Below are 20,542 nucleotides of genomic sequence, written 5' to 3'. Positions count from 1 at the left end.
TGTTACTCTCCTCCCTTTGCCAAAGCATCAGCCTCAGCTTTGCCCGAAGCCACACCTGCCGCTTCGGCCTCTTCACGCGTCATCGCAACAGAATGCGTATCTGTCAATTTGCGCATCGGATACGGCCTGCCGCTGGCATCATAATAATCTGCATGGTGGTCCTGATACTGCTTCTCAATTGCCAAACGATGCGCTTTATTTTGTTCACGATTGGTGACATCCATTTCCGGAATCGCAGCCAATAGACGTTTTGTATAAATGTGCTGTGGATCATCAAAAACATCATCACGAGTACCGATTTCAACAAAACGACCCAAATGCATAATCGCAATATTTTTCGTCATATGCCGAACGACGCCCAAATCATGGCTAATAAATAAATAGGAAATATTGAATTCTTTTTGAATGTCCTTCATAAAATTCAATACCTGAGCCTGGACTGATAGATCCAAGGCCGAGACTGGCTCATCAGCAACAATGAGCTTGGGATTGGTCGCAACCGCTCGGGCAATACCGATTCTTTGGCGCTGGCCGCCGGAAAACTGGAAAGGATACTGATATAAAGTCCGTTGCGGCAGGCCCACAATATCAAGCAATTGTTTGATACGTTTATCCATAGCATTGTTATCCAAATGCTCAAAGTTGTGCAATGGTTCAGCAATGATCTGATAAACCGTCTTTCTAGGGTTCAAAGAAGACATCGAATCCTGGAAAATCATTTGAACATCTCGGTTATAGTGTATCTTGCGCCGAGACGAAGCTTTGGTGACATCCTGGCCCTTATAGATAACTTTTCCAGCAGTTGCTTTCTCTAAACCAACGATCACCGATCCAATAGTCGTCTTACCAGAACCAGATTCGCCAACCAAGCCATATGTTTCACCCTCATTGATTGAAAAATTAACACCGTCAACCGCATAAACATAGTCTGTAATTCGATTCCAAAAACCTGTCCGAATCGGATAGTGGACTTTGAGGTCTTCAATTCGCAATAATTCCGTCATTTACTTTGGGCCTCCTTTTGTCCGCGGCCGGGTTCAAGGTAGCCATCTTGAAATTTGAAGTCTTTCCATGCGTTGCCACGGACAAAATGGCCTTCTTCCGGTTCGGCCGGAACATCAGAAACTTTTTCTTTAGCGGCTTCCTGCATCCAAGGAACACGCTCCAAAAATAAATCACGCGAATGATCCATTTCCGACAACGCAGGTACAACGCCTGGAATGACGTAAAGTTGATCATTCAGCGTATCCAATGATGGATTAGCACGCAGCAGCGAACGCGTATAAGGATGCAAAGGATTCTCAAAAACTTGTTCGGCAGTCCCACGTTCAACAATCTGGCCAGCATACATAACAGCCACAGAGTCCGCCATTTCGGCCACAACCCCCAAATCATGAGTAATCAACAACACACCAATATTTTTTTCCGCTTGAATTTCCTTAATTAAATCCAAAATTTGTGCCTGAATCGTAACATCCAAAGCCGTAGTTGGTTCATCAGCAATCAGCAGATCGGGTTCATTGGCAATCGCAATCGCGATCATAACGCGCTGGCGCATACCACCAGATAGTTCATGAGGAAACTGATCAGCAACTAATTCAGGTTTGGAAATACCTACTTCATCAAGGAGCTTGATAGTGTGTTCCTGCCATTGTTCCTTAGGAACAATTGAGTGCGCTGACATGGATTCCTGAATCTGGTCGCCAATCTTCATTAAGGGGTTTAAGGCAGACAAGGGATCCTGGAAAATCATGCCGACCTTAACGCCGCGAAGCTCCCTCATTTCTGCTTCCGTTGCGTCAACGATTTGATGACCATCGAGCATAATCGAGCCAGTCACACGCGACTGGTTGGGATTATGCAAAGCCATAACGGACATCGCAAAAGTCGACTTGCCAGACCCCGATTCGCCAACAAGCGCTAATACTTCCCCAGGCTTTACCGAGAGATCAACGTTATAAAGTGCTGTCAGCCATTCACCATTGATTCTAAAATCAACACCGACACCTTTGGCTTCCAGCAAATTTTTGCCAATTATCATTTCAATCCTTTCTCTTTTAGTTTAATTAATAGTATGTAATGACTATACACAAAAAGCAATTATTAATCACAAAGAAAAAGACCAATTCTCAGAAAGGTCTTTTAAATTATTTGGCTTTTAAAACATTTTTGCTGGTACCTGTTGTCAGCACATCGTTGAAATTTTCATATGAAATCGAAATCATGTCGTGCAGCGCTTCTTGCGTATAGGAACCCATGTGCGGTGTGATCAAAACCTTGGGATAGAGCTTTAAGGCACGATCCGCTTCGGAATCACCAGTAGGCTGGCCATTGAAGTTCTTCCCAAAAATACTACCTTCGTTTTCAATCACATCAGTCGCAAAGCCTTGAATCTTGCCGGAGGCCACAGCATCCAAAATAGCAGATACATCCGTAATTTCAGCTCTAGCAGTGTTAACTAATATGGCACCGGTTTTCATCTTAGCCACATAATCCCGATTGAAATAATGGTGATTGCTATTCGGGAAATACGGTACGTGTAATGAGATGATGTCGGATTGGGCCAAAATCTGATCTTCATCAACATATTCCAAAAGTTCTTTACCTGCTTCAGATGGATATAAATCATAGCCAAGAACACGTGCATTGACACCTTTCCACAACAGTGCCTCATCTAGACCAATTCGACCTGTGCCAATAATGCCGACTGTTAAATCATGAATTTCTGTTGCAAATTCATCTGGCTTAATTTTAAAATCCCCAGCAGCTGTACGAGAGGTCGCTAAAGCAATATGCCGTTGCAGCGTCAATCCTAGACTAAAAGCTAGTTCAGAAACCGAAAACGGTGAGTAACCAGGCACATAGGCGACAATCTGACCATTTTTTTCAGCAGCCTTTAGGTCAACATGGTTGTAACCGACCGTACGTGTGAAAACATATTTAACACCGTAAGCCTTCAATTGGTCTAAATTCTGTGCATCACCGACACTGTTGCCACGCAGCAAAACAGCATCACAGCCTTCAGCTGTCTGGACATTATCGTGAGTGAGATTTGCAGCAATCAATTTTAAATCGTAGTGATATTTATTCAAGTCGTTAAAACTTTGGATTTCGTTTTCGCGAACACCATAAGCAGCTATTTTAAAAGTCATTTTTTTCCTCTTAATCTAAAAATTAGTTATTTGAACAGACCTGTCGCACTTAAAATTTGCGTAGCAACGATCCAAAAAGGCATCAGCACTGTGGCGACAACTGTCGATAGCAGCGACGCGTTAGAAGCCAACACGGCCTGCCGGTCAAAAGCGATGGCGTAAGTCGAGGCAACGGCAGCTGTCGGTGTAGCCATCATGATGACAATCGTTTCCAAGGCATCAGCACTCACAGGCAGAACGTGAGTAAGAGCCAGGATAGCCAACAGCACGATATTAATCAAAGGCACCAATAATACCTTATTAAATGAATAGTACCAGGAATCACGATCAACAGCAGCTTTACTTAAGGAAATCGATCCCAACGTCGAACCAATACCCAGCCAGGCCAGAGGTGAAGCCAGGCCGGCCAGATAAATCAGTGGCTGGCTAATCCAAGGCGCGGTCAAATCAATTCGATAAAAAGAAACGCTGCTCTTGACACCGGCTGCATCAACCACATTCATATGTGGAATCCAACTAGCATTTTGAATCAGCCAGAGAATTAAACCAGCAAAAGTTGCAATCACAATCGGATTTAAAAACATCTGTTTGATATTCTTCGCTTCCATTTTTAAGCCAGACATCTTAATGTAGCCGTATGAATAAAGGAAGATACGATAGCCAATATTAAAGACTGAGGCATAAATCACAGCTTTCGATGTCGGCCCAAAAATGCCAGCCACAATTGGAATACCAAAGAAAGTCGTTGAACCAAAATCAGTTAGGACACGCAGCACATCACTCTTATCCTTACCGTATTTCAGGTACATAAATTTTGTCACAAAAATTAAAATGATATAAATGGCGATACCCCATATCAGGACATTCATACTTTGTTTAAATGTTGCGTAATCAATGCCCTGCATAAAGGAATTAAAGGCTAAGGCCGGCAAAGCGACTGCCAGGACAACTTTAGTCAGAACTTTTCCAAAATTTTCACCAAAAATCCCGCGCTTGCGCAGGTAAAAACCTAATAAAATAATCGAAATTGTCGAAACAATCGCCTTTACAACATTCATGTTTTCAAAGGTCGATTGAATCGCATTAGCAATATTCATAATCTTCTCTCCAAGTTATGTTATTTTCTTCACACATAAGATTCAATTGTATCATATCACTTGTGAAAAAAACGACAAAAATAAAAAATCAGTCTAAATTCAGGCTGATTTTAAGTGCTTTAACAACATCATTCAAATTTTTTTCTTCTAAGGTGTCAACAAAATCGTGCAAACGCCGTTTGTCGATCGTTCTGATCTGTTCGAGCATAATAATCGAAGGCTTTTTAAGTTTCGTCGCACGAGCCGGCAGCCAAACATGCGTCGGCAGCTTGGTTTTAGACAATTTTGAAGTCATCGCAGCAATAATCACGGTTGGTGCTTTGATGTTTCCTGTGTCGTTTTGCAAAACCAATACCGGCCGGACACCACCTTGTTCAGAACCGATAACCGGGGATAAATCTGCAAAATAAATATCTCCGCGTTCAGGAACTTTTTTCCTAACCATTATTTGCACCAATGACTTCGGCTAAATCACCTGTATAAATCCGTTTGATACGAGGTGCTAAAGTAGTCTGAATCTCATCCACAATCGTGTGCGAGTATGCCGCAACCGACTCCAATGTAATTTCCTCCGGACCATCTTTGCCAATTAGCGTTACACGCGTCCCGAGCGGGTATTTCTGATCCAAGAGCACCATCGTCTGGTCCATCGTGATTCTGCCCAAAATCGGCATTTTCTTTTGATTAATCAACACGGAACTGCCTTGCATTCGCCGCAGCCAGCCATCATTGTAGCCAAAGGGCATCGTACCAACGTAACCGTCTTGCGGCATCGTTTGTGTGGCGCCATAACTCAAAGCTTGTCCTTTTTTAACGAAACGAACATCAGCTAGTTCCGTATAGAGACCCAACACTTTTTCCAACTGCAAATCCCGAGGCATAGGCAAATCACCGTTACTGACATTCACGCCAGAAATCAGCTGGCCAGGACGGATAGCCGCAAAAGAAATCCGTGGATCTCCGGCGTGCCAGATACAAGTTGCTGAATTAGCCATACTAAACAAGTCAGGATCAAACCCTTGTCTATCAACTAAATCGTGCCAGCGCTGCAGCTGCATATCGAAATAATGCTGACTTTGCTCACCGGATTCATCGGCCGTTGCAAAATGCGTATAAACAGAAAAAAGAGATAGTTGCGGGTTTTGATCAATCAGCTGTTTGGCCGCCGCAATCTGGTCAGCCCGATCAAAACCAATACGTGTCATGCCAGTATCAATGGCAAGACTGAGCATCAGCTGCCCGGATAATATAGGAAGATGCTGCAGCCAGTCAAGACTCGGTACTGTTATCACGATCTTGTTTTTAATGAAAAGATCCAGGTCCTCATACCCCCAGGCGCCTAGTACCCAAATTGGCCTAACAATACCAGCTTGCCGCAGTTCTAAAGCTTCATCAAGATTTGAAACAACAAAGGCATCAGCTGCTGCTGTCGTCTCAAAAGCCTGAGCCAATTGCACGGCACCTAGGCCGTAACCGTTAGCCTTCAAAACCGCATAAACTTTCTTGGCTTTAGTCCATCGTCTGATTGCCTGTAAATTATGTGTGGCGGCGTCCAAATCAACGCTCAACCAAGTGGGTCTATGAATTGCTGTTACCATCTTCAACCTCGATTAATACCTCAGTAGCTACCAAATCTAATTTTAGCTTATGCGAGATTGAAACCTGACAATTTTTTGCGTTAATTAGGCGGGATTTACGAAAAACATTAATGGCCGGTTTGCCATATTCATCATCTAAAATCTCAATATCTGTAAAATTGACGTGTTTGCCAATTCCGAATCCGGTCGCTTTAGCATAAGATTCTTTTGCAGAAAAACGGCTCGCCAAATACTCGTAGTAGGCTGCGCCTTTCCTCTGACTGAGCTGTTTTTTTTCAGATTCGGTCAGTACTTTATCCAAAAAACGGCTGTGTTTTTCAACAGCCGTTTTAATGTCGCTTATAGATTCAATATCGATACCGATTCTAAAACTCATGATTTTTTAACAATTTTAAATTCACGTTTTTTAGGTGCAGCCTTAGCAACGCCTTTAGGGCGTGCCTGGATTTTTTGGTTACGACGATCAGCTGGTTTGTGGCCACGGTCAATCGTAAACTCGCTCTTAAAGCCGCCACGACGATCACCACCGCGTCCGCCACGACCATGACTGCTATCACTACGGCTGCTGCCAGAAAAACGGTTTCCGTGGCTGCTGCTATGACCATGATCCGATCCGCCGCCATGGCGATGCGGCAGAGGTTTCTCTGCTGCAATATCAACTGGCCGCGTCCGTTCACTGTCTTTTGACAAAGCATTCAACAATGCCGCTGCCAGAATCTTGCCATCATACTGATCGGCAAGTTCCGCAGCTTCGTCCTCAACTTTGTCCAAACTGGTCTTGCCCAGTACTTCAAATGCAGCCGACTTAGCATTTTTTAAACGTGCCAAATGGGCTTCTTCAGCTGTAGGCGGCTTCAAAGCTGCCATGCGCTTGTTCGTCAGTTTTTCGATGGCTCTTAGATAATCAATTTCACCACGTACTACAAACGTGACTGAAATGCCATGATGTCCGGCACGGCCGGTACGGCCGATACGATGCACATAAGAATCCGGATCCTGCGGAATATCATAGTTGTACACATGTGTCACACCAGAGATATCCAAACCACGAGCAGCGACATCTGTTGCCACTAAGAACTGTAATTCGCCTTTCTTAAAGGAACGGAGTGTCCGCATACGTGCAGCCTGGTCCAAGTCGCCATGGATACCAGCAGCTTTATAGCCGCGCAGCTGTAATGCTTTGGTCAGTTCATCAACACGACGCTTTGTCCGGCCAAAGACAATGGCTAATTCCGGTTGTTGAACATCAAACAACCGCGACATTGCATCAAATTTCTCATATTCACGAGTGTTAACCAAATATTGGTCAACAAGGTCAATGGTCAAGCCCTTAGAAGCGATGTGAATCTCTTCAGGGTCTTCCATGAACTTAACACCTACCCTTTTGATATCTTCCGGCATTGTGGCCGAAAAGAGCAAAGTCTGGCGTTCGTCTGGTGTATAGTGGATAATCGTCTCAATATCGTCTAAGAAACCCATATTCAGCATTTCATCGGCTTCATCCAAGACCAGCGTGTGAATAGCGCGCAAATCAATCGTGTGGCGATTCAGATGATCAATCAAACGGCCCGGTGTTCCCACCAAAACCTGTGGGTGATCTTTTAGGGCGTGGATCTGGCGGCGAATGTCATAACCGCCAAAGACAACTTGTGTCTTGATATGTTTTTCTTCACCAAGCTTATTCAGCTCTTCTTCAGTCTGCATAGCCAACTCACGCGTCGGACTGATAATCAGCGCTTGAATCCGAGGGTCTGTCGGATCAGCCTTTTCGATGATTGGCAAACCAAAGGCAGCCGTCTTTCCTGTACCGGTCTGTGCTTGGCCGATAACATCGACTCCTTGCAGGATCAAAGGAATCGTCTTTTCCTGGATCGGCGTGGCTTCATCATAACCATGCTTTTTGACCGCAGCCAAAAGTTCTGGACTGAGTCCAAATTCTTCAAATTTCAATATTATAATCTCCTAAATTTTCGAAACGTAAATGTGCTGCTAGCAAAATCCGTTGCCTCAACGCAGCGAGTCATTCCTGTTAAGTGTACGGGATTGCTTCGCGTTTTGCAAATTATATTAATGATTGTTCGACTTTCTCCAAATGAAGACCGTGGCTCGCCTTCAAAAGAACCACATCGCCGGATGATAATTGCGCTTTTAAATCTGTGGTTAGACGATCTAAAGACTTTTGATCATAGTGAGGCGCATTAAGATCTCGAGCCAGATTCTGCATGAGCGGGCCAACTAAGTAGACATGATCAAATCCAGCGGTTTGAATAGGCTCCTTGAGCGCCATGTGCATCGCAGCAGCCTGATCCCCTAATTCAAGCATATCGCCAAGAACCAAAAATTTATGTCCCTTTGATGGAAAAGACTGCAAAATATGAATCGCCTCTCTAGCCGCCGTTGGGTTTGAATTATAAACATCAGAAATGATTTTCTCGCCCTGGCTGCCGTTTAAAAGCTGTAAACGGTTTTTCGTCAATTGCAGCTGGTTCAATCCTCTTTGAATATCCGAGGGGGCTAGTTCAAAACACTCCGCTGCCGCAATTGCTGCAGCTGCATTTTTTGCATTAAAAGCACCTAACAAATTCACTTGGTAATGCTGTTGATTGAGATCAAACGACAATGTTGAATTCGACGACACATGTTCTAGCTTGTATCTATTTTGTGCTCCCAGGCCAAATGTGATTTTTCTGCCAGCAAACTGCCCAGCACGTGCCGTTAACAATGGTTCATCCCCGTCATAAATGAATGTGCCGTCTTTCTTTAAACCTGCAATGATTTCCATTTTCGCGTCTGCAATGCGCTGCCGCGTTTTAAAAAAAGCGATATGTGCTTCGCCAATCATCGTAATCAAAGCGATGTCTGGTTGAACCAGGCCAGAAAGCGCCGTTAGCTGCCCAGGACGGTCCATCCCTATTTCAAATACAGCAATCTGTGTATCCTCAGGCATATCTAAAATTGTTTTTGGCAAACCGATTTCGTTATTGTTGCTTGCTTCGGTATGGTGGACACGATATTTTGTTGCCAAAATCGAGGCAATTAAATCTTTCGTTGTCGTTTTACCATTGCTGCCAGTCACGGCTATGCGAGTTGGATTAATCCGTTTCAAATAGTCTGCTGCCAATTGCCAAAAAGCGAGCTGTGTATCTTCTACCTGAATGATAGGAAGCTTGCTATCCACAAAATGATCAGCTAGAGATGCTGCAGCGCCTTTTTTGGCAGCAGCATCAATAAAAAGATGGCCATCTACGCCAGCAATTGTATAACCGGCGAATTTTGCATGTATTTTTGGATGATCATGATCAGATATAGGTAGAAACAAACCGTTCTGTCTAATTCGGCGGCTATCAAAATCAACACTTGTGACAAAAAGCTGTCGGGCCTTTCCCTCATCAATATTCAGCAGTCTGCCATGAACAATCTCGTTTACCTGACTAAGTGAATATTTCATTGTTAATGATCGCCTCTCATTGCCACTCTTTAATTTTATCGGTATTGACAACTAAACGGCAACTTTTCTTGAGCCACGGCCGAATTAAGCCTTATTTGGACCGATTTGAATAGCGTATAATTAGATTAGCTGGGTGCAGCCGCAATGAAATATTTTGCAAAAGCATATCAACAGCTGAAAAAACAGATCAGCTGTTGAGTACGCATTGAAGATCGAAAGATTTTTGCCAAACAAAATCACAAATAAGCAAGCGGTTGTATCGTGTGCCAAGAGCTGCAAACATACAACTCCAGCAGCCGAAGGCCTTATGAATATACAGCCGAACAGTTAAATAAACCACACAATACCATTCAGTTTAAAAACAGCTTGTTTGCGATCGAAAAATATGAAAACGATTTAAGGGGTAAGCATGCTGAAAAGACTCAACGATCTGCCAAGTTGGAAAAGAAATATTTATATTCTATGGTTCGGAACCTTTATTATTGGGGTCGGATCGGGTGAGGTACTGCCTTTTTTGAGTCTCTTCACCGAAAGTCTTGGCAACTTTACTCGTTCCCAAGTCAACCTTTATTCCGGTATTGCTTTTTCATCCACCTTCTTAATGACAGCCGTTGTATCACCGATCTGGGGGCGTCTGGCAGACCGTGTTGGCCGAAAGCCGATGCTGATTCGGGCGGCCTTAGGCATGGCGATTGTGTATACGCTGACCGGTTTTTCAACAAGTGTCTGGCATTTAATCGGTTTGCGCTTTCTAATGGGCTTTTTTAATGGCTATGTCTCTAACGCCAATGCCATGGTCGCAAAAGACACACCTAAAATAGAAGCCGGGCATTCCCTTGGCATTGTTGTGACCGGATATACATCAGGCGCCTTATTAGGACCACTGCTGGGAGGCATTTTGGCCAATCTTTTTGGTTACCGAGTTCCTTTTTTTGTAACGGGTATCATTTTCTTTATTCTGACTTTTTTGACCATTTTTGGAATTCATGAAGATAAAACGACTCTGATCACAGAGAAACCCCAGGGTAAACAGCCCTCTGCTTTAAAGTCTGTGAACTTTCCATTAATGACAGTTGGTTTGTTTATCACATCCATGGTGGTCAACCTGGTGACAAATTCTATCAACCCGATCCTATCTCAATACGTCCGCGAATTGATTTCCCCGCACCTTAGCCAATTATCTGTAATTGCCGGCTTAGTGGCTGCTGCGCCAGGCATCACCGCTGTTATTTTTGCACCGCGCTTTGGCCGCTTGGGTGATCGTATCGGATCAGACAAAATTCTAATTGGCGGCTTTATGCTTGGTGTCTGTTCAATGATACCAATGGCCTTTGTGTCAAACGTCTGGATTTTATTTGTGCTTCGTCTCTTTATCGGCCTGACCAACGCCGCTATGAATCCTGCTATTCAAGCAATTATGGCACACGAAACACCACAAGAATTTACAAGCCGTATCTTTTCTTATAATCAAAGTTTTTTGGCCATGGGAAATGTGTTAGGCCCTCTGCTAGGTTCCTTCGTTGCCAATATCGTTGATTATCGCGGCGTCTTTATAGTCAGCGGCATTATGATGCTGTTGAATATGGCTAGTTTCTTTGCTTTTTCCAAGCCTCTGCGTGTACGCGCAAATAATTAAACAAAGCCATTATCTCAACAAGCCGGTCACTTTCAAATAATGTTTTGCAACACGTGCTGGCGAATAGTGGCGCACATTAACCAGATAATTCATATGCTGCATTTGTACCTGAGTAATATGGCCAGCCAAGTGGTTCAATGCGGACACAATCTTGGGATGGCTTTTTGCAAAACGTGTTTTCATCAAAGGAGCACCTTGATAAACGGGAAAAAAGTGATGCTGGTCTTTTAAGACAACCAAATGATATTGTGCCAGCTGTGAATCCGTTGTGTAGGCATCAACTAAATTGCTTTGATTGTCATTCAGGGCTTGATAACGCAAATCAGGATCCATTGAAATGGTAGGAATATTAGGCAGGTGGTAATTCTTAACCAATCCTGGCCAGCCGTCGGGCCGATCCAAAAATTCACCGGTCATGCCGGCTTTGGGATTTGGCAAATTAATCAGGTCGCTAATGTTTTTCATATGATATTGCAAGGCTAGACTTTTTTTGACTGCAATGCCATAGGTATTATTGTAAGCAAGCGGTTTTAACAGGGTCAGCTGTTGTGCGGCCATGGCTTTTTTAGCTGCTTGATAAGTCTGTACCGCACCACTGCCAGTGGGCAATTTAATCGGTTCTTTGGCTAACGTCTGCGTGATTGTCCCTGTAAACTCAGGATAAAGGGATATTTTATCTGATTTTAGCGCCGAAAAGAGAAAACTCGTTTTGCCGAAGTTTGCTTTTAAGGTAACTTGTGCTTTTGGATCTGACTGCTTGATCAAATCCTGATACATATTGATTAAAATTTCAGGTTCACTACCCAATTTCCCGGCAATCACGATACGATCCTGCTGACCACTAGCCAGCGCCGGCCAAGCTGTCGCTGTTATCATGCCAAATGACACAACTGCAAGCATCGCAATTGCTAATTGTTTTGGCAGCCGGGTCGTTTGATTAATCAGCCAGCCAATCAAAATAGCCATAAAAGTAGAGGCCAAGGCACCAATTATAATCAGATTTGTGTTATTCCGGTCAATGCCCAACAAGATGAAATCACCCAATCCACCACCACCTACCAGTGCTGCCAAAGTAGCTGTACCGATTGTTGTGACAGCTGCCAGACGAATGCCGGCAATAATGGCGGGCTTGGCCAGAGGCAGTTCGATTGACCTTAAAATTTCAAATCGTGAGAGTCCTAAAGCACGGCCAGCTTCGACAAGGTCGGGGTCTACCTCTTTTAAGCCTAAATAACTGTTTTGGAAGATTGGCAGCAGAGCATAAACAGATAAGGCAATCAGTGCTGGCATAAAACCAATCCCAACTAACGGAATCAGCAAGCCTAATAAAGCTAAACTAGGAATCGTCTGCAAGCTGCTAGTAGCTTGCAGCAGCCATTCTACGAGACGAGCATGACGAGAAACATAAATCGCTAAAGGAATCGCGATCAAAGAAGCAATCAAGAGTGCAAAGAAAGTCAGCTGCAAATGCTGCCATAAAGCTAAATAAAATTGTGATTGACGATCCAAAAAAGTATTGATCATAGATATCCTTATTTTAAGTCAGAATAAAAAAATCCCAGCGGTTTAAAATAGACCCATGAACAAAAACAGACTCGAAGCTTTCACAGACGCCATTATTGCCATATTGGTAACCATTATGGTCTTGGAATTTCATGTTCCTCACACCGCTAGCTGGCAAGCCTTAGTGCAGGAAAATGGCGTCTACTTCCTCGCTTATATCATTGCTTTTGCTGATGTCGGGGTTTCTTGGTACAACCATCATTATTTATTCGCTATTGCCCAAAGAATCAATAAAAACGTTTATTGGTCAAACATGTTATGGGTTCTCGCTTTATCCTTGATTCCCTTTGCAGTAGCCTTTATCGGAGCACACCCCAATAGCAGGGTGCCGGCCATTTTTTATTTATTGGTCAATGCTGCTTGGGCGGCGAGTTATTTAAATCTTTCCAAACAAATCGCGGCTATCAATCAAGAAAGTGCGGAGGCCATCAAGCAAATGCCCGTATATAAATTCTTGCGTTCTATCTGGTGGATTGCTTACCCAATATCGCTGATTATCTTATTTTTCTGGCCGCCAATCGTGCTGCTTCTAGCTGCTGTAGAGATTACAATTACGGCGTTTAAGTCCAACAATCCAGAACTCGACAAACTGGAAAAATAGCACGATAACTATAGTATTTTGCCACTAACAGAGAATTGATAATCCTTTAAAAAGTGTTTAAACTGAAGGTATGGAAAACGCATACAATACAATTTTAATTGCGACCGACGGCAGTAAAGAAGCAACAGATGCCTTCAAAAAAGCCGTCACAATGACCCTGCTGCATGGTGAGGATACCAAGCTCGTTATTACGCATGTGATTGATACTCCTTCACTGCAATCTATGGGCACCTTCGATGATACTTTTCTAGAAAAATTGACTAAAGAAGCCACAGAAGATCTTGAAAAACTGAAAAAAGAGGCTATAGCAGCCGGCGTCAAAGATGTACAGATTCACGTGGAATATGGGTCTCCCAGACAGCTGATCGCTTATCAGATTCCAAAAAAATATAATGCCGATCTGCTTATCCTTGGTGCTACCGGCTTAAATCAATTTGAAAAACTGCTGATCGGTTCAGTTACGTCCTTTGTTGTCCGGAATGCTAAAATCGATGTTCTGATCACAAAATAAAAACGTATCCACTTGTTGGACGCGTTTTTTGTTTGACCGTTTTTAGGCTTTCAGCGTTAAAGCGTTCGCTGCGACCACGATCGAAGACAGAGCCATCAAAATCGCGCCGACGGCCGGTGATAAAACGATACCAATTGGAGCTAATACGCCAGCTGCCAGCGGAATAGCAATTAAGTTATAACCGGCTCCCCACCACAGATTCTCAATCATCTTTTTAGTCGTGGCCTTTGCAATATCAATAAAACGGATAACATCAGATGGGTCAGATTTAACCAGAACGACATCGGCTGAATCAATTGCTACATCAGTACCAGCACCAATGGCAATTCCCACGGTAGCACGAGCCAGACTTGGTGCATCGTTGATACCATCACCAACCATCGCAACCTTATGTCCTTTTTCTAAAAGAGATGCAATGATTTTTTCCTTATCATCAGGCAATAATTGCGGGTAGACATCCTCAATGCCCAAGTTGGACGAAACAAGCGCAGCGGCACCAGCATTGTCGCCGGTCAGCATCGCAGGTTTGATACCGCGTGTCTTTAACGCAGCAATAAACGTCTTGGCGTTGGATCGAATCTGATCACCTTGTGCAACATACGCTAGTGCTTTTTCGGCGTGTACCAAGTATGATAGAGAATTTCCTTGGGCCTCTAATTGATCATTTTTTTGCTGATCAAAAGCGATCCCTTGCGTCTTAAGATATTTTGCTGAAACCACAAGATATGGCTGGCCATCAACTATACCAGACAATCCGGCGCCGGGAATGGTTTTATAATCAGAAACATTAGTTAAGGGTAATTGCTGATGTTTAGCAAAACTGATGATGCTTTTGGCCAAGGGGTGACTGGATGCCTGCTCCAAGCTTGCAATAATTGCTAAAGTCCGATCATCGCTGTAATCATTGACGACAAATTTACCTTCTGTTAAAGTACCAGTCTTGTCCAAAGCAATCGTATCCAACTTAGTCGCATCTTCAATCGCTTGACGGTTGCGCACGAGCAGCCCTGTCTGAGCACTAATCGATGTGGAACGGGCAACCACTAGCGGAATCGCGATTCCCAAAGCATGCGGGCAGGCAATCACGAGAACGGTAACCAAGCGCTGCAGCGCACTGTCAAAATCATGTGTGACCAACAGCCAGATAACAAAGGTCAGAATTCCGACCACCAGCGCAACATAAAATAGCCAGGAAGCAACTGTATCCGCCATATTTTCGGACTTCGATTTCTGCTTTTGGGCATTGCTAATCATTTCCATGACTTGTGCCACAAAACCAGATTCGCCAGTACCAGTCACCTGCACTTGCAAACTGCCGTCCCCATTCAAGGACCCGCCAATGACTCGATCACCAACTTTTTTGGCCACGGGCCGGCTTTCACCAGTCAGCATTGACTCATTCACCGCTGATAAACCACTAATAATTTTGCCGTCAACGGGTACCTTTTGACCATTTTTAACGAGTACCGTATCACCGATTTTAACTGTAGACAAAGGCATCAGCATTTGATGACCGCCAGCATGAATCACAATGGCTTGAGCTGGGAGTAATTCAGCCATTTTTTCAACAGCACTGCCAGCTTTATTTGTGGCGGTCTGCTCAATCCAATGCCCTAAAAGCATGACATCGATCAAAGTAGTCAGCTCCAGCCAAAAGTCCATCCCCATGCCCGTAACGAGGGCATATACACTATAAAGATAAGCCACGATAATAGCCATGGCAATCAAACTCATCATCGCCGGCTTGTGCATTTGTAATTCCATGCGAGCATGTTGAAGAAAGAGACCACCGCCATATACGAAAATGACGGTCGCAATCACAGATGCGAGCCATTGAGAAGCCGGAAAAAGAATAATCGGCGTTTTGAGCAGGCCCATCAGATTTGATAAGAGCAGAACTGGAATTGTGAGAACCAACGAAACCCAAAATTTACCCTTGAAATCGGCGGCGGCCATCATATCAGCATGATCCATCTTCATACCTGGGATATCATGATGCTGGGCATGGCTGCTCATATCATCCACGTCCATATCCATGTGAGCCATTTTCATTCCTGACATACTATGGCTGTGATCAGCGGCTTTAGGGGGCATATCCATATGCTGATGCATATCGGCCATGGACTTGTTTTCACCACTATCAGATTTACCCATATCCATATTTTTCATATCATCCATGCTCATTTGCAGGCCATTCCTTTCCCCGGCAGACAATCGCAAGCTACCATATCAGGTGCATCAACTTTTTTTGCTGTCAATATAGTGATCATTTCGTCAATGTCGGACTTGGAAATATCCGTGTTCTCTACTAAATGTGTTAAAACCATGCCTTTTTTCATCGCACACATCGAGCTGAATAAATCATCCCCAGCACTCAGCATGGCATCGCTTTCAGAAATTAAAGGCGCAAAACTTCGGCCGCGAACAACACCGTCATCGGTCAAGTAGCCTTTGTTTTCTAAACGCCGCATTAAGGTCTTAACAGTCGAAGGCTGCCAATCTTCCTGCTGGTCCAAATTCTCAATTACCTCAGCCGTAGTCGCCGAACCAAGAGACCAAATAATCCGCATCACACGCCATTCAGCGTTTGAGATAGGTTCTTTTTTTAAGTTTACATTTGTCATCTAATTAAAAGTCTACACTTGTAAACTAAAATGTCAATAAAAAACACTCTTTCGAGTGTTTAATTCTTTAATAAAAACTTGGTTTGGCAAAATTAGTATTTGGTTCAACAACGCCGTTGGATTCGCGAATGCCCAGCTTTGGATCTTTGATCAGATCAATGACATATTGAGAAACAGCCTGACGCGCAACTTGAGCTCCGATTAAAGGCTGACCTTTCTTTTGGATCTCATATTTATAGTTGCCATCCTGGTCATAAAGCCAAGTCATACGCATGTATGTGTAATCAAGATCAGAGTTTTCAAGCTCCGTCACAGCTTGTTTATGCGAGCGGTAGCCAGATCCGATCATCATCTGATTCCATTTGCCAAAGGCGCCAGCTACCTCATCATAGACACCAAGTAGTCCAGCAACGATTAAACGCTTTTTACCCAGTTGATCCATGACTGTAATCACATTTTTAATCGCGATTGGATCGTCAAAATCCATAAAAACAACATCCGCATCAGCGATGGCCATTTTCACATCCGTGGCTTTGCTGGCATCACCATCGACAAGACGCACACGCGGCGCACTGTCAGTCAACAAACGCTGTGTCGCCTGACGCGCAAATAAGATTAATTCGGCATCTGTCTGATCCTCTAACATTGGAATCAAAAAACGTGGAATATGTCCAGCAGCACCGATAATTGCAACTTTCATTTTTCCTCCTTATAAAAAAATCGAACTGTTAAGTCCGATTTTATGAAACACATGATTAGCCTTTGTGGCTTTGAATTTCTTTTCTTGCTGCAGCATCCAAGTTGTAGAAAGAATTGATTCCTTTATAAACCGAAACACCTTCAGGTTCGCCCTGATTCAATTCATCTTCAATTCTCATTAACTGGTTGTACTTAGCAATACGATCAGTCCGGCTCATCGAACCAGTCTTGATCTGACCTGCGTTAGTCGCAACAACTAAATCAGCAATCGTGGTATCTTCAGTCTCGCCGGAACGGTGAGAAACAATTGCGGTATAACCAGCTTCTTTGGCCATCTCAATGGCTTCAAAAGTCTCGGTCAAAGTACCAATTTGGTTTAATTTGATTAAGATCGCGTTAGCAGCGCCAAGTTCGATACCCTTCTTCAGGTAATCAGTGTTTGTAACGAAGAAGTCGTCACCAACAATCTGAACTTTTTTACCAAGGGTCTTGGTTAATGTTACCCAGTCGTCCCATTCGTTTTCATCCAACGGATCTTCAACAGAAACAATTGGGTACTTGGCAACCAATCCTTCGATATACTTTTCAAAGTCTGGTGCAGTGAACTCTTCGCCGGTCGACCACTTCAACTTGTACTTCTTGGTATCAGCATCATACAATTCAGATGCAGCTACATCAGTTGCCAAAGCAATATCTTCACCCGGCTTGTAACCAGCTGCCTCAATAGCCTTGACCAAGAATTGTAAAGGCTCTTCATTGTTGGCAAAGTCAGGGGCAAATCCGCCTTCATCGCCAACACCGGTATTTTTGCCAGCAGCTTCCAATAACTTCTTTAAGTTATGGAAAGTCTCAGATCCCATACGAATAGCTTCTTTAACTGACTTAGCGCCGACAGGCATAATCATAAATTCCTGAAAATCAACTTTGTTATCAGAGTGCGCGCCACCATTGATGACATTCATCATTGGTGTTGGCAAAACGTAAGAATTTGGTCCGCCCAAGTACTGATACAAAGGCAAACCCGATTCTTCAGCGGCTGCACGGGCAACCGCAATCGAAACTGACAAAATGGCATTAGCGCCAAGCTTGCCTTTATTCGGTGTACCATCCAAAGCGATCATGGCCAAGTCGATGCCCCGCTGATCGGCGGTATCAAACTTGCCGACCAATGCTTCGGCGATCGGGCCATTGACATTAGCAACGGCTTTTGTAACACCCTTTCCTTGATAGCGGCTTTTATCGCCGTCACGCAATTCAACAGCTTCATGCTCTCCAGTAGATGCACCTGAAGGTACAATTCCGCGGCCAAAGAAACCGTCTTCTGTGTAAACTTCAGCTTCAACAGTAGGATTTCCGCGTGAGTCAAGAACTTCACGCGCATAAATACTTGCAATTAATGACATTATTTTCCTCCATGCAACACCTAATATTTTAACAGACCTTTACATGTGAAAAATCTAAATGTAAATAAAAACACAATCAAACCTGATTGTGTTTCAACAAATTTAATAGCGTTTAGAAAACTTTTGGCCTTCCAGCTTCGTACCCTTGGTATTGGCCAAGTCCGACTCAGTTTTTGTTGGGCTTTTATAAACAGTCTCGCCATCCGGTACAACTACCAATTCCGTCTCGGGATCAAAGAAATGGGCATTGGGCATTTCAAAAGTCAGCTCAGCCTCATCGCCTGTTTGTGAAATTTCTCTAGCGCCCACACGAGCGACGAACTGCTGGCTATCAAGCTGGAAATAGTACATCGTCTCAGCACCTAAAGGTTCTACAAGATCCAAACGGACTTTGACAGTATCACCAGGATATGTGTCCTTGGCAATCGGTTCTGTGTGAATATCCTCCGGCCTAATACCAAAGATAATCTCTTTGCCTTCATAACCGCGTTCTTTTAGAAAATGAGCAGTCCCTTTTGGCATTGTGAGCTGGATTTTTTTGTCCTTGGAAACCAGTTGAGTACCAGACACTGTGAGGTTCAAAAAATTCATTGACGGCGAACCCATAAAACCAGCAACGAATTTGTTGCCTGGATGATTATAGAGGTCTTCTGGCGACCCGTCCTGCTGGATGACACCATGGTCGATCAAGACAATGCGATCGGCCATCGTCATCGCTTCGATCTGGTCATGCGTCACATAAATAAAATTGTTGCCTAATTCCTGATGCAGTTTGGCAATCGTCGAACGCATCTCAACACGCAGCTTAGCATCCAAATTGGATAAAGGTTCATCCAGCAACATGACTTTAGCATCGCGCACCATAGCACGTCCCAGTGCAACACGCTGACGCTGTCCACCTGATAAATTAGCTGGTTTGCGATCCAAAAAATCTGTTAAACCCAGCAGGTCAGCTGCTTTATCCACAGCCGCTTTAATTTTGTCTTTAGGCTCTTTGCGCAGTTTCAAACCAAAAGCCATATTGTCAAAGACGGTCATGTGCGGGTATAGCGCATAATTCTGGAAAACCATTGCAATGCCGCGGTTCTTGGGTTCGACATCGTTCATCACTTTGCCATCCATTTTGAATTCACCGCTCGTAATATCTTCCAAGCCGGCAATCATACGCAGGACAGTCGATTTACCGGATCCCGAAGGACCGATAAAAACTGTAAATTCACCATCCTTAATTTGCAGACTATAATCAGGAACAGCCGCCACGACCTGCCCAGGGTAAATCTTGCGTATGTGTTCCAACGACATTTCAACCATATTATTCTCCTTGGGGAAGACATAATTTGCTAGCTGCACCACCGCTTGGCAGCTTCCCATTCATCTCAGAGTTTCATGATTTTAGACTAGCATCAATATGTCGTGTTAATCTAAAAACGCTTTAATTATAAAAGAAAATGCAATTAATGTAAACGTTTTCATTCATTTTTTAACAACTGCTGCGCGCTGCATAATTTTAACCAGTTCCCAAAAAGTCTGAAAGTCCAGCGAGGCCCTGCCAACTAAGCTGCCATCAATATCCGGCTGAGCGATAAGATCGGCCAAGTTATCTCTGTCGACAGACCCGCCGTAAAGAATTCTGATTGCTTGTGCGGTCGGTGCGCCATAAAGACGGCGAACCGTTTTTCGAATCTGCTGGGCAACATCTTGTGCGCCCTTGGTACTGGCTGACATGCCGGTACCAATCGCAAAAGTAGGTTCAAAACCAATAATGATCCCCTTCATCTGCTCTTCTGTGATACCTTCCAGAACCGGTTCGACCTGTTCCATCTCTTCAACGTCCACAATCACGTCCAAACCATCATTCAAAGCTGTCCGTACTTTTAAATTCACGGTCGAATTGGTCTCGTTGAACAATTCCCGCCTTTCAAAATGGCCGAGCATGACGTAATCAACACCAATATTAGCCAGTGCTTTAGGAGAAGTTTCGCCTGTAAAGGCGCCGAAATTCTCCCAATGCGCATTTTGAGCAACGATCGAAATAGGGCTGTCGTCCGCTATTTTAATTAAGTCGGGTAAAAACAAATCTTGGGCAGCAATGCCAACTTCGACAGTCTGGTTATGTCCTAAGCGAGCAAGCAGTTTCTGCAAAAAAAGATCAGCTTGATCACGTAAAAAATTCATCTTCCAATTAGCAACGATAATCGGTTTTCTCATAT

Annotated in this window: 19 protein-coding genes; 3 read left to right on the top strand and 16 right to left on the bottom strand. The window is 43.8% G+C overall.

Going from position 1 to position 20,542, the window contains the following annotated elements; all coding sequences use genetic code 11:
* Positions 1 to 2: 2 nt before the first annotated feature.
* From NRF22_RS04795 to NRF22_RS04755, 9 genes are all read right to left on the bottom strand, one after another.
* On the bottom strand, positions 3 to 1,004 hold the full coding sequence (locus tag NRF22_RS04795) for an ATP-binding cassette domain-containing protein (RefSeq protein WP_007744517.1): 1,002 nt from the start codon (positions 1,002 to 1,004) through the stop codon (positions 3 to 5).
* Entirely contained in the window at positions 1,001 to 2,041 is a 1,041-nt protein-coding gene (locus NRF22_RS04790) for an ABC transporter ATP-binding protein (RefSeq protein WP_412178717.1), read from the bottom strand. The genes NRF22_RS04795 and NRF22_RS04790 overlap by 4 nt, the downstream gene beginning before the upstream one ends.
* Positions 2,042 to 2,147: 106 nt before the next feature.
* Positions 2,148 to 3,152: an NAD(P)-dependent oxidoreductase gene (locus NRF22_RS04785; protein ID WP_263779447.1), complete on the bottom strand. Its 1,005-nt coding sequence runs from the start codon at positions 3,150 to 3,152 to the stop codon at positions 2,148 to 2,150.
* 26 nt (positions 3,153 to 3,178) lie between these two features.
* On the bottom strand, positions 3,179 to 4,249 hold the full coding sequence (locus NRF22_RS04780; protein ID WP_263779446.1) for an AEC family transporter: 1,071 nt from the start codon (positions 4,247 to 4,249) through the stop codon (positions 3,179 to 3,181).
* 88 nt (positions 4,250 to 4,337) lie between these two features.
* On the bottom strand, positions 4,338 to 4,694 hold the full coding sequence (locus tag NRF22_RS04775) for a type II toxin-antitoxin system PemK/MazF family toxin (RefSeq protein ID WP_007744524.1): 357 nt from the start codon (positions 4,692 to 4,694) through the stop codon (positions 4,338 to 4,340).
* A complete protein-coding gene (gene alr, locus NRF22_RS04770) occupies positions 4,687 to 5,847 on the bottom strand; it encodes an alanine racemase (protein ID WP_263779444.1) in 1,161 nt (386 codons plus the stop codon). Before alr ends, NRF22_RS04775 begins: the two co-directional genes overlap by 8 nt.
* Complete coding sequence (gene acpS, locus NRF22_RS04765) at positions 5,828 to 6,223, bottom strand: holo-ACP synthase (RefSeq protein ID WP_007744528.1); 396 nt, start codon at positions 6,221 to 6,223, stop codon at positions 5,828 to 5,830. The genes alr and acpS overlap by 20 nt, the downstream gene beginning before the upstream one ends.
* Positions 6,220 to 7,797 carry a DEAD/DEAH box helicase gene (locus NRF22_RS04760; protein WP_007744530.1) on the bottom strand — a complete coding sequence of 526 codons (1,578 nt, stop codon included), beginning with the start codon at positions 7,795 to 7,797 and terminating at the stop codon, positions 6,220 to 6,222. The genes acpS and NRF22_RS04760 overlap by 4 nt, the downstream gene beginning before the upstream one ends.
* A gap of 112 nt (positions 7,798 to 7,909) precedes the next feature.
* Positions 7,910 to 9,295, bottom strand: a complete 1,386-nt coding sequence (locus tag NRF22_RS04755; RefSeq protein ID WP_263779443.1) for a UDP-N-acetylmuramoyl-tripeptide--D-alanyl-D-alanine ligase — start codon at positions 9,293 to 9,295, stop codon at positions 7,910 to 7,912.
* 409 nt (positions 9,296 to 9,704) lie between these two features.
* Between NRF22_RS04755 and NRF22_RS04750 the strand changes: the two genes are divergently transcribed.
* Entirely contained in the window at positions 9,705 to 10,931 is a 1,227-nt protein-coding gene (locus NRF22_RS04750; protein WP_263779442.1) for an MFS transporter, read from the top strand.
* Between the two features lie 9 nt (positions 10,932 to 10,940).
* Here NRF22_RS04750 and NRF22_RS04745 read toward each other — a convergent pair whose 3' ends face one another.
* Positions 10,941 to 12,455 carry an ABC transporter permease/substrate-binding protein gene (locus NRF22_RS04745; RefSeq protein ID WP_263779441.1) on the bottom strand — a complete coding sequence of 505 codons (1,515 nt, stop codon included), beginning with the start codon at positions 12,453 to 12,455 and terminating at the stop codon, positions 10,941 to 10,943.
* Positions 12,456 to 12,510: 55 nt separating this feature from the next.
* On the opposite strand from NRF22_RS04745, the gene NRF22_RS04740 reads away from it, so the two are divergent.
* Together NRF22_RS04740 and NRF22_RS04735 are read left to right on the top strand one after the other, a co-directional pair.
* A complete protein-coding gene (locus tag NRF22_RS04740; RefSeq protein ID WP_263779440.1) occupies positions 12,511 to 13,095 on the top strand; it encodes a TMEM175 family protein in 585 nt (194 codons plus the stop codon).
* A gap of 70 nt (positions 13,096 to 13,165) precedes the next feature.
* Complete coding sequence (locus NRF22_RS04735) at positions 13,166 to 13,606, top strand: universal stress protein (RefSeq protein ID WP_263779439.1); 441 nt, start codon at positions 13,166 to 13,168, stop codon at positions 13,604 to 13,606.
* A 42-nt stretch (positions 13,607 to 13,648) separates the two neighbouring features.
* Here the strand turns inward: NRF22_RS04735 and NRF22_RS04730 are convergent, their stop codons facing one another.
* From NRF22_RS04730 to tpiA, 6 genes are all read right to left on the bottom strand, one after another.
* On the bottom strand, positions 13,649 to 15,790 hold the full coding sequence (locus tag NRF22_RS04730; protein ID WP_412178716.1) for a copper-translocating P-type ATPase: 2,142 nt from the start codon (positions 15,788 to 15,790) through the stop codon (positions 13,649 to 13,651).
* On the bottom strand, positions 15,787 to 16,230 hold the full coding sequence (locus NRF22_RS04725; RefSeq protein ID WP_263779437.1) for a CopY/TcrY family copper transport repressor: 444 nt from the start codon (positions 16,228 to 16,230) through the stop codon (positions 15,787 to 15,789). Before NRF22_RS04725 ends, NRF22_RS04730 begins: the two co-directional genes overlap by 4 nt.
* A 67-nt stretch (positions 16,231 to 16,297) precedes the next feature.
* Complete coding sequence (locus tag NRF22_RS04720) at positions 16,298 to 16,930, bottom strand: NAD(P)H-binding protein (RefSeq protein WP_263779436.1); 633 nt, start codon at positions 16,928 to 16,930, stop codon at positions 16,298 to 16,300.
* 55 nt (positions 16,931 to 16,985) lie between these two features.
* Positions 16,986 to 18,332: a phosphopyruvate hydratase gene (gene eno / locus NRF22_RS04715; RefSeq protein ID WP_007744552.1), complete on the bottom strand. Its 1,347-nt coding sequence runs from the start codon at positions 18,330 to 18,332 to the stop codon at positions 16,986 to 16,988.
* 102 nt (positions 18,333 to 18,434) lie between these two features.
* Entirely contained in the window at positions 18,435 to 19,643 is a 1,209-nt protein-coding gene (locus NRF22_RS04710; RefSeq protein ID WP_007744554.1) for an ABC transporter ATP-binding protein, read from the bottom strand.
* A 162-nt stretch (positions 19,644 to 19,805) separates the two neighbouring features.
* Positions 19,806 to 20,540 carry a triose-phosphate isomerase gene (gene tpiA, locus NRF22_RS04705; protein ID WP_007744555.1) on the bottom strand — a complete coding sequence of 245 codons (735 nt, stop codon included), beginning with the start codon at positions 20,538 to 20,540 and terminating at the stop codon, positions 19,806 to 19,808.
* Between the last annotated feature and the right edge of the window lie 2 nt (positions 20,541 to 20,542).

Origin of the sequence: Oenococcus kitaharae, from assembly GCF_025758695.1 — a bacterium.
Classification (GTDB): Bacteria; Bacillota; Bacilli; order Lactobacillales; family Lactobacillaceae; genus Oenococcus; species Oenococcus kitaharae_A.
The sequence above is the reverse complement of the archived record's forward strand: the minus strand, read 5'-3'. Positions and strand labels throughout refer to the sequence as shown.

Bases quoted from the DNA above. Each gene is read 5' to 3' on its own strand.
- NRF22_RS04795 (WP_007744517.1), bottom strand. From the start codon at position 1,004: ATGACGGAATTATTGCGAATTGAAGACCTCAAAGTCCACTATCCGATT.
- NRF22_RS04790 (WP_412178717.1), bottom strand. From the start codon at position 2,041: ATGATAATTGGCAAAAATTTGCTGGAAGCCAAAGGTGTCGGTGTTGAT.
- NRF22_RS04785 (WP_263779447.1), bottom strand. From the start codon at position 3,152: ATGACTTTTAAAATAGCTGCTTATGGTGTTCGCGAAAACGAAATCCAA.
- NRF22_RS04780 (WP_263779446.1), bottom strand. From the start codon at position 4,249: ATGAATATTGCTAATGCGATTCAATCGACCTTTGAAAACATGAATGTT.
- NRF22_RS04775 (WP_007744524.1), bottom strand. From the start codon at position 4,694: ATGGTTAGGAAAAAAGTTCCTGAACGCGGAGATATTTATTTTGCAGAT.
- alr (WP_263779444.1), bottom strand. From the start codon at position 5,847: ATGGTAACAGCAATTCATAGACCCACTTGGTTGAGCGTTGATTTGGAC.
- acpS (WP_007744528.1), bottom strand. From the start codon at position 6,223: ATGAGTTTTAGAATCGGTATCGATATTGAATCTATAAGCGACATTAAA.
- NRF22_RS04755 (WP_263779443.1), bottom strand. From the start codon at position 9,295: ATGAAATATTCACTTAGTCAGGTAAACGAGATTGTTCATGGCAGACTG.
- NRF22_RS04750 (WP_263779442.1), top strand. From the start codon at position 9,705: ATGCTGAAAAGACTCAACGATCTGCCAAGTTGGAAAAGAAATATTTAT.
- NRF22_RS04745 (WP_263779441.1), bottom strand. From the start codon at position 12,455: ATGATCAATACTTTTTTGGATCGTCAATCACAATTTTATTTAGCTTTA.
- NRF22_RS04740 (WP_263779440.1), top strand. From the start codon at position 12,511: ATGAACAAAAACAGACTCGAAGCTTTCACAGACGCCATTATTGCCATA.
- NRF22_RS04735 (WP_263779439.1), top strand. From the start codon at position 13,166: ATGGAAAACGCATACAATACAATTTTAATTGCGACCGACGGCAGTAAA.
- NRF22_RS04730 (WP_412178716.1), bottom strand. From the start codon at position 15,790: ATGAGCATGGATGATATGAAAAATATGGATATGGGTAAATCTGATAGT.
- NRF22_RS04725 (WP_263779437.1), bottom strand. From the start codon at position 16,230: ATGACAAATGTAAACTTAAAAAAAGAACCTATCTCAAACGCTGAATGG.
- NRF22_RS04720 (WP_263779436.1), bottom strand. From the start codon at position 16,930: ATGAAAGTTGCAATTATCGGTGCTGCTGGACATATTCCACGTTTTTTG.
- eno (WP_007744552.1), bottom strand. From the start codon at position 18,332: ATGTCATTAATTGCAAGTATTTATGCGCGTGAAGTTCTTGACTCACGC.
- NRF22_RS04710 (WP_007744554.1), bottom strand. From the start codon at position 19,643: ATGGTTGAAATGTCGTTGGAACACATACGCAAGATTTACCCTGGGCAG.
- tpiA (WP_007744555.1), bottom strand. From the start codon at position 20,540: ATGAGAAAACCGATTATCGTTGCTAATTGGAAGATGAATTTTTTACGT.